Consider the following 11,799-nt stretch of genomic DNA (forward strand, 5'->3'; position numbering starts at 1 on the left):
CTCTTCGCGTTGCCGTCAGAGCGGCGGGCCGCCGTCGGCGGGGGTGGCGCGTACGGCAGGCCGCCGGGTGCGGAGGAGGACCGCGAGCGCGGTCGAGGCGGCGAGCACGGCGGTCGCGGCCGGGAAGGCGGGGGCGGGGCCGTAGCGGGAGATCATGACGCCCGCGACGGCGGAGCCCATGGCGCTGCCCAGGTTGTAGGCGGTGTTGATCCAGGCGCTCGCCTCGGTGCGTGAACCGGCCGGGATCAGGGTGTCGACCTGGAGGTAGGCGGTGATCAGCAGGGTGTCGGAGCAGGCGCCCGCCAGCAGCAGGCCGACGGCGACGGCCGCCAGGACGGGCGCCGCGGACGGCAGCGCGTAGCAGGCGGCGGTCAGGGCGCCCAGGGCCGACAGGCGGCGGTGCGGTGCGGCCCGCCAGCGCACGCGGCCGTGGACGAGGCCGCCGACGGCGCCGCCGGTCGCGCACAGGGCCATCAGCGGGCCCGCGACGGCCGCGCCCCGGGCGGCGACGATGCCGACCTCGGCCAGGGCCAGCGCGGTGCCGCTGCCGAGGACCGTCAGCAGCAGCGCGCCGAAGCCGGGCGCGGGCGGCGGCCCGAGCCTGCGCGCGCCGGCCGCCCGTCCGTCCGCCCGCGCGGGCGCCTTCGCGGTCGGCCCGAGGACGGCCGCGAAGGCGGTGAAACCGGTGGCGGTGACGGCCGCGGTGGCTGCCAGGGACAGCGGCGCCGAGGTCGCGGCGGTCAGCAGGCCGCCGAGGACCGGGCCGACGGCGAAGACGGTGGACTCGGTGACGGCGTCTAGACTCAGCGCGGCCTGCCGCTGGGCGTCGCTGCCGGCCAGTTCGCCCCAGCGGGTCCGCATCAGCGGCCCCACGGGCGGCGGGAAGACGCCCGCGAGCACCGCGAGCCCCACCGCCGGCCCCGCGGTCATGCCGAGCGCGGACCCGGCGGCGAGGCAGCCGAGCAGGACGCCGTAGACGGCGGTCAGGACGGGCAGCGCGCCGCGGCGGCGCTCCACCAGGCGGGATCTGTACGGCCCGAGGACCGCGGAGGTCAGGCCGAAGAGTCCGGCGGCGGTGCCGGCGACGGCGTAGGAGCCGGTGCCGTCGCGCAGGGCGAGCAGCAGCGGCAGCGACAGCAGGCCGTAGGAGAGGCGGGCGAGGGTGGCGGTGGCGAAGAGCGCGCGGGCGCGCGGCAGCGCGAGGACAGCGCGATAGGACGCGCTGCCCCTGACGGGGCGTGGCATGGGGGACTCCGGAGTCGGCGGGACATGAGCGACCTGGTCCGCGGGCGGCGCGGACGGCGGGTCGGTCAGTGGGGTCCGGAGATCATGGGGGAAGTCTAGTCGTGGGACGCCCGGGAGGCCCGGGGGTTTTCGACGTTACGGATCGGGAGTGGTCGTGAGCGTTCGCCGTGTGGTGCCCAATGTGCGGTCGGAGGACGTGGCGGCGAGCCGCGGCTTCTACGGGCTGCTGGGCTTCGAGGAGGCCATGGACCTGGGGTGGATCGTGACGCTCGCGTCACCCGCGAACCCGGGGGCGCAGGTCAGCTTCATGGCCGCGGACCGGACCGCGCCGGTCGTCGCCGACATGAGCGTGGAGGTGGACGACGTCGACGCGGTGTACGAGGCGGTGCGGGGGAGCGGGGCGGAGATCGTGCACCCCTTGCAGGACGAGGAGTGGGGTGTGCGGCGCTTCTTCGCCAGGGACCCGCACGGGCGGGTCGTCAATGTGCTGTCCCACCTCTGACGGCAGGTCAGCGGGCCCGGCGGTGGGCCTCGCGGTGGGCCTCCTGGTGGCGGACCAGCCGCTGCTGCATCGTCGCGTACGGCGTCGCCTTCGGCGGTGTGCGGCCGGCCCGCGCGTCGGTGGCGACCGCCACGGCGGCGTCGACGGCGGCCCGGTAGGGCAGCGAGCCGGTGCTCACCCGGCGCACCCCGAGCGCGCCCAACTCGGCGAGGGTGCGGTCGGGGACGAGCAGGACGTTGACCGGGACCGGGGTGCGGGCGGTCAGGGCGCGCAGGTCGTCGGGGGCGGTCGCGCCCGGGAAGAAGACGCCGTCGGCGCCGGCTTCGACGTAGGCCAGCGCACGGGCGAGCGAGGCCTCCACACCGGCGTCCTGGCCGAGCCAGTAGGTGTCGACCCTGGCGTTGACGAAGAGGCCCGGCACCCGGCGCTTGACGGCGGCGACCTTCGCCGCGTGCAGCGCCGGGTCGACCAGCGCGCCGCCCGAGCTGTCCTCCAGGTTCACCCCGTCGACGCCGAGCGCGGCCGCGTAGTCGGCGACCTGCTCGGGGTCCTCGGCGTAGCCGTCCTCGATGTCGGCGCTGACGTGGACGGGCAGCCCGGCCAGTTGCCGGGCGAGCGCGAGGGTCGCCTCCTTGCCGGCCCGCCCGCCGTCCGGCTCGCCCGCCGCCGCCGCGACCCCGAAGCTGGTCGTGCCGACCGCGGGGAAGCCGGCGTCGGCGAAGGCGAGCGCGGAGGCGACGTCCCAGGCGTTGGGCAGCAGCAGCGGCAGTTCGCCCTCGTGGTGGAGGTCGCGGAATGTCATCGGCCCTGCCCTTCCGTCGGTTCCCTCATGCGGAGCCTATTGCGGTCGGTGCGGGGGAGGCCGAAGGGGCGGTCTCGGCGAGCCGGTCCAGCCGCAGGCCGGGGAGGTCGGCCAGCGCGTGGCGCAGGACCGCGGCGAAGGGGCCGGACCTGGTCACGGCGTGGTCCACCCGGGTGCCTGCGCCGCCCGCGTCGTGCAGGACCCACTCGCATTGCTCGCGCATGCCGGGGACGGTCCACTCCATCCGGATACGGTCCCGGGTGATCTCGGTGTAGCGGAGGGCGCCGTGCAGGTTGGGCAGCGTCCTGAGGTCGTAGTCCTGGCCGGCGGCGGCCGTCCGGGGGCCGGCGACGGACAGGAAGGCCGGGTTCCAGGCGGGCAGCTTCAGCGGGTCGAGCAGCAGGGCGCGGACCTGGTCGGGGGTGGCGGGGACGGTGCGGGTGCCGGTGGCGGTGCTGGTCATGGGAATGCCTTTCGCGGGGTCGGGTCGTGCCGGGTCGTGCCGGGGATCACGCGGTGTGTGGCGCCGACTGCCCGGCGCCGGGGACGGCGGCCGGTGTTCACGCGCCCTGCGCGTCGACGCGGTTCTGCAGCGCCCGAGCGGCGGGCGACCCGGCCGAGAGGCGCCGCAGCAGTGCGATCGCCGCGGCCATGTCGGCGCCGGAATCCTGGCCCGCCGCGTCGAGCGCGTCGTAGAAGTCGTCCTCGATGCGCCGCACCGCGTCGTTCGCGGTGCGGCCGGCGGCGGTGAGGGACAGGGTGATCCGGCGGCGGTCGTCGGGCGCGGGGCCGCGTACCACCAGGCCCGCCGTGACGAGGCGGTCGGCGAGCCGGCTGGGATTCGTACCGCTGTCGCAGACCAGCATGTCGCCGAGGCCGGTGAGCGCGAGCGGCCCGTGGTCGGCGAGGATCCGCAGCGCCTCGGACTGAGCGGGCGTCAGGCCGATGTCGGCGAGCCTCGCGGTGAGCTGCCTGTTGCCCTCGCGCTGCGCGGCGAGCACGAGGTAGCGCAGCAACTCCGCCTGCCTCATACCACCCATGGGGTGCCTCCTGGTCCGCGTATCGTGTGTCGCAACATGTATGTCGTGACACACGAATGCTCGTACGGATCCGATGCCCTGTCAAGTGACCCCGGACTTCCCCGCCGTGGCCGGTGGAATTGCCCCGCTGGGGTGGGATTTCGCCCCCTGTCGGCCCAATCGGCCCGCTGCTAACGTCGATCCGCCCGGAGGTCGGGGGAATATGAGGGCTGATCATTCCTTGACCTGCTCTTGGGTATTTCGTGCCCCTGGCATGAACCGATCAGCGAAAGAGTGTCGCTCTGCGGTACGACGTGTACGCATAGCGGCGACACCGCAGTGTGCGACCAACGCGACTAACGCGACAACTCGCTTCGCATGGGGGTTACATGAGATTTGAGCGCAAAAGGACGCGCGCAGGACTGGTGGCCGCCGCGGCGCTGCCACTGGTCGCCAGCGCGCTCGCGCTTGGCACCCAGTCCGCGTCGGCCGACCAGTCCGCCGCACGGCAGACCCTCTCCGGCACCAAGCCGCAGTGGGCAACCGCCCAGGCGGACAAGGGCGCCACGGCCGACTCCTCCAAGGTGACGGTCCGTGTCTACCTTGCCGGCAAGGACGCCAAGGGCCTCGCGGCCTACGCGAAGTCCGTGTCGGACCCGAAGTCGGCCGACTACGGCCACTATCTGACGGCCGCCCAGGCGCAGGCCGCCTACGGCGCGACCAAGGAGCAGGTCGCCGAGGTCACCGCCTGGCTGCACTCCGCGGGCCTGAAGGTGACCGGTGCCAACCAGCACTACCTCACCGTCACCGGCGACGTGGCCGCCGCCGAGAAGGCGTTCGGCACCCAGCTGCACAACTTCAGCAAGTCGGGGCACACCTACCGCGCCCCGACCGGCAATGCCACAGCCCCCGCCTCGCTGCGCGGCGCGGTGCTCACCGTCACCGGCCTGGACACGGCACCCAAGAAGTCCAGCCACGACGAGGAGCTGCCGCCTCCCGACGCGGTCTTCAAGAACGCCGGGCCCTTCTCCACGTATTACGGTTCCAAGACCGACAAGCAGTTCCCGAACGCCTACGGCAGCAAGGCGCCGTACGCGATCCAGGGCTACACCAGCGACCAGCTGCGTGCCGCGTACGGTGCGGGCAAGTACACCGGCAAGGGCGTGACGGTGGCCATCACCGACGCCTACGCCTCGCCCTACATCGCGCAGGACGCGGCACGCTACGCCAAGGACACCGGCGGCCAGAAGTACAAGGAGGGCCAGCTCTCCCAGGTCCTTCCGAGCGACTACAACAGCACGGTCGACTGCGACGCCGGCGGCTGGTACGGCGAGGAGACCCTCGACGTCGAGGCGGTGCACGCGGTCGCCCCCGACGCGGACATCGTCTACGTCGGCGGTGCCTCCTGCTTCGACGACGACCTGCTCGACGCGCTGAACAAGGTCGTCGACAACCACCTCGCCGACATCGTGTCCAACTCCTGGGGCGATGTCGAGGCCAACGAGACGCCGGACATCGCGGCGGCCTACGACCAGGTCTTCCAGCAGGGCGCTGTCGAGGGCATCGGCTTCTACTTCTCCTCCGGCGACGCGGGCGACAACGTCAAGTCCACCGGTGTGAAGCAGGCCGACACCCCCGGCAACTCCCCCTGGGCCACCTCCGTCGGCGGCACCTCGCTGGCGGTCGGCAAGAACGACAAGTACCAGTGGGAGACCGGCTGGGGCACCGAGCGCGCCCCGCTGTCCGCCGACGGAAAGTCCTGGACCGGTTTCCCCGGCCCGTACACCTCCGGCGCGGGCGGCGGCACCAGCAAGCTCTACGACCAGCCGTTCTACCAGCGCGGTGTGGTCCCCGACTCGCTGGCGCTCGCCAACGGCGGCACCGTCAAGCAGCGTGTCGAGCCTGACATCGCGGCGGTCGCCGACCCGAACACCGGCTTCCTGGTCGGCCAGACCCAGTCGTACCCCGACGGGTCGCTGCAGTACAGCACGTACCGCATCGGCGGCACGTCGCTGGCCGCACCGGTCATCGCCGGCGTCCAGGCCCTCGCACAGCAGGCCAGGCACGGCATCGCGATCGGCTTCGCGAACCCGCTGATCTACGACAAGTACGGGACGTCGGCCTACCACGACGTCACCGACCACCCGCTGGGCCAGGGCCAGGGCATCGCCGTGGTCCGGGTGGACTACGCGAACGCCTTCGACGCCTCGGAGGGCACCATCGTGTCCCTGCGTACGCTCGGCGCCGACGCCTCGCTGCACGCCACCCCCGGCTACGACGACGTCACCGGAGTGGGCACGCCCGCCAAGGACTACGTCACCTCCTCGCTGCCGCCCAAGCACTCACGCTGACGGCAGCTTCCGCGAGTCACGCGGCCCCCGCACCGGTGAAAGGTGCGGGGGCCGCGCTCGTGCGCGGACGCGGGCCCGCGCCGGTGTGCGGCGGCGGGGCCGGGCACGTTCGGCGGTGCGGGGCCCGTACCCGCTGCGGTAACCTGGCGGCATGCGAGCCATGAGCCTCCTGCTTAGCGAGCCGCGCTGACAACGAACCCCGTCGGTGCGGCACCCCTCCTGCGTGAGGGGCTTTTTTGTTTGTGCCGCAGGCAGGACCACAGGCAGAGACGGGCCGCAGCAGCCGTCATGACATCGATGGAGTACCGAGGACGATGAGCGACACCACCCCGGCCGCCGAGACGGCTGCGCCGCACCGCTACACCGCAGAGCTGGCCGCCGGCATCGAGCAGCGCTGGCAGGACCGCTGGGAGGCCGACGGCACCTTCGCCGCCGCCAATCCCAGCGGCGACCTGGACTCCGACCCCGAGCTGGCGGCACGGCCCAAGAAATTCATCATGGACATGTTCCCGTACCCCTCGGGTGCGGGACTGCACGTGGGCCACCCGCTGGGCTACATCGCCACCGACGTCTACGCCCGCTTCCAGCGCATGACCGGGCACAATGTGCTGCACACCCTGGGCTTCGACGCCTTCGGCCTGCCCGCGGAGCAGTACGCCGTGCAGACCGGCACCCACCCGCGGGTCTCCACCGAGGCCAACATGGTCACCATGCAGGCGCAGCTGCGCAGGCTGGGCCTGGGCCACGACCGCCGCCGCTCCTTCGCCACCATCGACCCCGACTACTACCGCTGGACGCAGTGGATCTTCCTGCAGATCTACAACTCCTGGTACGACGAGGCCGCCGACCGCGCCCGCCCCGTCGCCGACCTGGTCGCGCAGTACGCCGACGGCACCCGCGCCACCCCGTCGGGCCGCCCCTGGGCCGAGCTGACCGCCGCCGAGCAGTCCGAGGTGCTGGACGGCCACCGGCTGGCCTACGCGGCCCAGTCGCCGGTCAACTGGTGCCCCGGCCTGGGCACCGTGCTGGCCAACGAGGAGGTCACCGCGGACGGCCGCTCCGAGCGCGGCAACTTCCCGGTCTTCAAGGCCAACCTGCGGCAGTGGAAGATGCGCATCACCGCCTACGCCGACCGGCTGCTGAAGGACCTGGACGCGCTGGACTGGCCCGAGGCGATCAAGCTGCAGCAGCGCAACTGGATCGGCCGCAGCGAGGGCGCCCGGGTCGACTTCCCCGTGCACGGCTCCGACGCCTCCGCCGTCGGCGACGCCGCCATCACCGTCTTCACCACCCGCCAGGACACGCTGTTCGGGGCGACGTACATGGTGCTGGCGCCCGAGCACGAACTGGTCGAGGCCATCGTCCCCGCCGCCTGGCCCGAGGGCACCCACGAGGTGTGGACCGGCGGCCACGCCACGCCCGCCGACGCGGTCGCCGCCTACCGCAAGCAGGCCGCGTCGAAGTCCGACGTCGAGCGGCAGGCCGAGGCCAAGGACAAGACCGGCGTCTTCACCGGCGCCTTCGCCGTGAACCCGGTCAGCGGCGACCCCGTCCCGGTCTTCATCGCCGACTACGTCCTGATGGGCTACGGCACCGGCGCGATCATGGCCGTCCCCGCCCACGACACCCGCGACTTCGCCTTCGCCCGCGCCTTCGAACTGCCCATGCGCTGCGTGGTCGAGCCCACCGACGGCCGCGGCACCGACCCCGCCACCTGGGACGACGCCTTCGCCTCGTACGACGCGACGATCGTCAACTCCGCCGGGTCCGGCATCTCGCTGGACGGCCTGGGCGTGGTCGAGGCCAAGGCCGCGATCACCGCGTGGCTGGTCGAGCGCGGCATCGGCGAGGGCACCGTCAACTACCGGCTGCGCGACTGGCTGTTCAGCCGCCAGCGCTACTGGGGCGAGCCCTTCCCGATCGTCTACGACGAGGACGGCGTCCCGCACGCCCTGCCCGACTCGATGCTGCCCGTCGAGCTGCCCGAGGTCGACGACTACAGCCCGCGCACCTTCGACCCGGACGACGCCGACACCTCGCCCGAGACCCCGCTGTCCCGCAACGCCGACTGGGTCACCGTCGAGCTGGACCTGGGCGACGGCCCGCGCACGTACCGCCGCGAGACCAACACCATGCCCAACTGGGCGGGCTCGTGCTGGTACGAACTGCGCTACCTGGACCCGCACAACAGTGAGCGGCTGGTCGACCCGGCCATCGAGTCGTACTGGATGGGCCCGCGCGAGGGCCGGCCGGCCGGCGGCGTCGACCTGTACGTCGGCGGCGCCGAGCACGCCGTGCTGCACCTGCTGTACGCCCGCTTCTGGCACAAGGTGCTGTACGACCTGGGCCACATCTCGTCCTTCGAGCCGTTCCACAAGCTGTACAACCAGGGCATGATCCAGGCGTACGTCTACCGCGACCCGCGGCGTATCGCCGTCCCGGCCGTCGAGGTCGAGGAGCGCGACGGGGCGTACTACTACCAGGACGAGCAGGTCAGCCGGCTGCTGGGCAAGATGGGCAAGTCGCTGAAGAACGCGGTGACGCCCGACGAGATCTGCGCCGAATTCGGCGCAGACACCCTGCGGCTGTACGAGATGGCCATGGGCCCGCTGGACGTCTCCCGGCCCTGGGACCCGCGGGCCGTCGTCGGCCAGTACCGCCTGCTGCAGCGGCTGTGGCGCAATGTGGTGGACGAGGCGACCGGCGAGGTCACCGTCTCCGACGCCGAGCCCGACGAGGCGACGCTGCGCGCCCTGCACAAGGCCATCGACGGCGTCAGCGGCGACATGGCGGAGCTGCGCTTCAACACCGCCATCGCCAAGATCACCGAGCTGAACAACCACCTGACCAAGGCTGCCGGCCCCGTGCCGCGCACGGTGGCGGAACAGCTGGTGCTGCTGATCGCCCCGCTGGCCCCGCACATCGCCGAGGAACTGTGGTCCAAACTGGGCCACGGCAGCTCGCTGACCCACGCGGACTTCCCGGTCGCCGACCCCGCCCTGGCCCAGGACCCCGCCGTGACCTGCGTCATCCAGATCAGGGGCAAGGTCAAGGCCCGCCTGGAGGTCTCCCCGGCCATCCCCGAGGCCGAGCTGGAGGCCCTGGCACTGGCAGAGCCGACGATCGCCGCGGCACTGGCCGGCGAGACGGTGCGCAAGGTGATCGTGCGGGCGCCGAAGCTGGTCAACATCGTCATCTGAGCCGCGCCGCGGCAGGAGCCGCGCCCCCTAGGGGCAGGCCGGGGGATCCACCGGATTCCACCGGCCTGCCCCTTGCGGTTACCGTGGACGGAGCAGCCCGTCGCGCTGGGGACCCTCAGGAGGAGCCGCTCGTGGAAACCGTCGGCATCATCGTCCTCCTGCTCGTGCTGGTCTTCGCGGCGCTGGCCACGGTCGCCACAGTGCGGACCGTGCGGGCGCTCAGGCGCGGAGTGGCACGCGGCACCGCCCAGGCCCGCAGGGTCGTCGAGGACGCCCAGCTCAAGGCCCGCCGCTACACGACGCCGGGCATCGGCGGCGACGTCGCCCAACTCCGGATCGACCTGCGCACCGCCATCGACGCCACCTTCGCCGCGCTGGACGAGCGCCACCCCGACGACGCCGCCCTCGCCGAGGCCGCCGCCCTGATGGCCCGCCTCAACGACCACGCCCGCGCCCTCGACGGCGAGCTCAAACTCCTCGAACGCGAGCCCGACAAGTCCCGCATCGCGGCCCGCCTCCCCGACCTCGCCACCCGCGTCCACGACGTCACCCACTCCGCCGACACCCTCCGCTGGGCGGCCCAGGACCGCGTCCACCACGCGACGAGCGACGACCTGTCCTCCCTGACCTCCCAAATCGCCCTGGAATCCGCCGCCCTCCGCCACTGGACCCCGACGGACCCCTCCAAACTCACCCGGGGCGAATAGCCCCGGCGAGCCCGAGCCCCAGCCCGTCAGGCGTTCGAGGACGCGCCGGGAGGTGGACGCGGGCGTCCGGGAGAATCAAGCCGTCCGGCGATTGAGGACCAGCCCCGCCGGCAATGAGGCACCCCGCCCAAGGCCCAAGCTGTCGCCCCGACGTAGACCCCGGGTAATCTCCCGGACATGCCCCCGCACGTCGCCATCGTCACGGATTCCACGGCCTACCTAGGCCGAGACGCCCTGATCCGCCACCACATCACCATCGTGCCCCTCACCGTGGTGATCGGCGACGAGGCCCTGGAAGAGGGCACCGAAATCTCCGCCCCCGCCGTCGCCCGCGCACTCCAGCGCCGCCACCCGGTCACCACCTCCCGCCCCGCCCCCCTCGAATTCACCGCCGCCTACGAGGCCGCCGCCGCGTCCGGCGCGGCGGCGATCGTCTCGCTCCACCTGTCCGCCGACTTCTCCGGCACCTACGACGCCGCGCTGGTCGCGGCGAAGGACTCCCCGGTCCCGGTGCGGGTCGTGGACACCGGCATGGTCGCCATGGCCCTGGGCTTCACCGTCCTGGCGGCCGCGGAGACCGCCGAAGCGGGCGGCACCGCCGACGAGGTGGTCGCCGCCGCGGAGAAGCGCGCCGCGGACACCTCCGCGTACTTCTACGTCGACACGCTCGACTACCTCCGCAGGGGCGGGCGGATCGGCGCGGCCCAGGCACTGTTCGGTTCCGCCCTCGCGGTGAAACCGCTGCTGCGGCTCGCCGACGGGCGGATCGAACTGCTGGAGAAGGTCCGCACCGCGTCGCGGGCGATCACCCGGCTTGAGGAGATCGTGGTCGAGCGCGCGGGCACCCGCAGAGTGGCTCTCGCGGTCCACCACCTCGCCGCGGCGGACCGCGCCGCGACTCTCGCGGACCGGCTGCGCGAGCGCGTGCCCGGCCTCGACGACCTGGTGGTCAGCGAGGTGGGCGCGGTGATCGGCGCGCACGCCGGGCCGGGGCTGCTGGGAGTGGTGATCTCCCCGCACTGACCGCGGTTGTCCACAGGCCGTGAGTTGTCCACAGGTCGCGGACCAAGATCATCGCGGGTCGGGTGAGCCGGTCCACGATGATCGGTATGAACGCGACGAAGCCGCTGGGCCCGGCCGGCCCGATCACCGTCATCCGCCCGCGCCGCAAGGCCGCAGCCGAGCAGGCCAGGTCCGCCCTCACCCGCGAGCGCGCCTCCGCGATCTTCGGCGCACCCCTGCCCGAGCCCCTGCCCCCACCCCCGCCCGAGCCGCCCGGCGGGCGGCTCGACACCGTGCGCACCTGGTTCCTGCTGCGGTGCGGCCTGGAATTCCGCACGGTGCTGGCGCTCGCGGTCGTGCTGCTGGTCGGCCTGGGCCTCGCGGTGCAGCACTACGTGTCGGGCCGCCCACGCGCGGTCCGGGTCCCCCCTCCGGTGCCGGCGGCCGCGGCCACCCCGCCCGCGTCCACTTCCCCCCGCCCCGCCCTGACGATCGACATCGCGGGCAAGGTCCCGCACCCGGGCCTGCGCCGGCTCCCCGCCGGCTCCCGCGTCGCCGACGCCCTGACCGCGGCCGGCGGCCCCCTGCCGGGCACGGACACCACGTCCCTCAACCTCGCCCGCCCCCTGACCGACGGCGAACAGCTCCTGGTCGGCCTCTCCCCACCCCCGGACACCACCGCTTCCACGTCCACGGGCGCCCAGCCCCCGACCGCTCCCCTCAGCCTCAACTCGGCGACGGCCCCCCAGCTCGACGCCCTTCCGGGCGTGGGCCCCGTCCTGGCCCAGCACATCCTCGACTTCCGCACCCAGCACGGCGGCTTCACGACCCTCCAGCAACTCCGCCAAGTCCCCGGCATCGGCGACCACAAATTCACCACCCTCAAGCCCCTGGTCCACCCATGACCCCCCGCCCCCGCCGACCCGCCCCGAGCAGACCACCAGCGCCCCGCCGCTGGTCGGCGCCCCGCA

General features: G+C 73.2%; 10 protein-coding genes. 6 read left to right on the plus strand and 4 right to left on the minus strand.

Going from position 1 to position 11,799, the window contains the following annotated elements; all coding sequences use genetic code 11:
• Positions 1-15: 15 nt before the first annotated feature.
• Positions 16-1,245, minus strand: a complete 1,230-nt coding sequence (locus OG900_27880) for an MFS transporter (protein WUH93550.1) — start codon at positions 1,243-1,245, stop codon at positions 16-18.
• Positions 1,246-1,399: 154 nt separating this feature from the next.
• Here OG900_27880 and OG900_27885 point away from each other — a divergent pair, with 154 nt between their 5' ends.
• A complete protein-coding gene (locus OG900_27885) occupies positions 1,400-1,747 on the plus strand; it encodes a VOC family protein (protein ID WUH93551.1) in 348 nt (115 codons plus the stop codon).
• A gap of 7 nt (positions 1,748-1,754) precedes the next feature.
• On the opposite strand, the gene OG900_27890 is transcribed toward OG900_27885, so the two are convergent.
• The 3 genes from OG900_27890 to OG900_27900 all read right to left on the minus strand — a co-directional run bounded on the left by OG900_27890 (position 1,755) and on the right by OG900_27900 (position 3,589).
• Complete coding sequence (locus OG900_27890; protein ID WUH93552.1) at positions 1,755-2,549, minus strand: isocitrate lyase/phosphoenolpyruvate mutase family protein; 795 nt, start codon at positions 2,547-2,549, stop codon at positions 1,755-1,757.
• 25 nt (positions 2,550-2,574) lie between these two features.
• Positions 2,575-3,012, minus strand: coding sequence for an SRPBCC family protein (locus OG900_27895; GenBank protein WUH93553.1), 438 nt, complete (start codon positions 3,010-3,012; stop codon positions 2,575-2,577).
• A gap of 97 nt (positions 3,013-3,109) precedes the next feature.
• On the minus strand, positions 3,110-3,589 hold the full coding sequence (locus OG900_27900) for a MarR family transcriptional regulator (GenBank protein WUH93554.1): 480 nt from the start codon (positions 3,587-3,589) through the stop codon (positions 3,110-3,112).
• A gap of 368 nt (positions 3,590-3,957) precedes the next feature.
• On the opposite strand from OG900_27900, the gene OG900_27905 reads away from it, so the two are divergent.
• The 5 genes from OG900_27905 (at position 3,958) to OG900_27925 (ending at position 11,733) form a co-directional block, all read left to right on the plus strand.
• The gene (locus OG900_27905; protein WUH93555.1) at positions 3,958-5,919 is read left to right on the plus strand and encodes a S53 family peptidase; all 1,962 of its coding nucleotides are present in this window, start codon (positions 3,958-3,960) and stop codon (positions 5,917-5,919) included.
• A gap of 314 nt (positions 5,920-6,233) precedes the next feature.
• Positions 6,234-9,119: a leucine--tRNA ligase gene (gene leuS, locus OG900_27910; GenBank protein WUH93556.1), complete on the plus strand. Its 2,886-nt coding sequence runs from the start codon at positions 6,234-6,236 to the stop codon at positions 9,117-9,119.
• 131 nt (positions 9,120-9,250) lie between these two features.
• Complete coding sequence (locus OG900_27915; GenBank protein ID WUH93557.1) at positions 9,251-9,826, plus strand: hypothetical protein; 576 nt, start codon at positions 9,251-9,253, stop codon at positions 9,824-9,826.
• A 177-nt stretch (positions 9,827-10,003) separates the two neighbouring features.
• On the plus strand, positions 10,004-10,849 hold the full coding sequence (locus OG900_27920) for a DegV family protein (GenBank protein ID WUH93558.1): 846 nt from the start codon (positions 10,004-10,006) through the stop codon (positions 10,847-10,849).
• Between the two features lie 86 nt (positions 10,850-10,935).
• Positions 10,936-11,733 carry a ComEA family DNA-binding protein gene (locus tag OG900_27925; GenBank protein WUH93559.1) on the plus strand — a complete coding sequence of 266 codons (798 nt, stop codon included), beginning with the start codon at positions 10,936-10,938 and terminating at the stop codon, positions 11,731-11,733.
• Positions 11,734-11,799: the final 66 nt, after the last annotated feature.

The sequence above is a fragment of the Streptomyces sp. NBC_00433 genome, from assembly GCA_036015235.1.
Classification (GTDB): Bacteria; Actinomycetota; Actinomycetes; order Streptomycetales; family Streptomycetaceae; genus Actinacidiphila.

Bases quoted from the DNA above. Each gene is read 5' to 3' on its own strand.
- OG900_27895 (WUH93553.1), bottom strand. From the start codon at position 3,012: ATGACCAGCACCGCCACCGGCACCCGCACCGTCCCCGCCACCCCCGAC.
- OG900_27900 (WUH93554.1), bottom strand. From the start codon at position 3,589: ATGGGTGGTATGAGGCAGGCGGAGTTGCTGCGCTACCTCGTGCTCGCC.
- OG900_27920 (WUH93558.1), top strand. From the start codon at position 10,004: ATGCCCCCGCACGTCGCCATCGTCACGGATTCCACGGCCTACCTAGGC.
- OG900_27905 (WUH93555.1), top strand. From the start codon at position 3,958: ATGAGATTTGAGCGCAAAAGGACGCGCGCAGGACTGGTGGCCGCCGCG.
- OG900_27925 (WUH93559.1), top strand. From the start codon at position 10,936: ATGAACGCGACGAAGCCGCTGGGCCCGGCCGGCCCGATCACCGTCATC.
- leuS (WUH93556.1), top strand. From the start codon at position 6,234: ATGAGCGACACCACCCCGGCCGCCGAGACGGCTGCGCCGCACCGCTAC.
- OG900_27880 (WUH93550.1), bottom strand. From the start codon at position 1,245: ATGCCACGCCCCGTCAGGGGCAGCGCGTCCTATCGCGCTGTCCTCGCG.
- OG900_27890 (WUH93552.1), bottom strand. From the start codon at position 2,549: ATGACATTCCGCGACCTCCACCACGAGGGCGAACTGCCGCTGCTGCTG.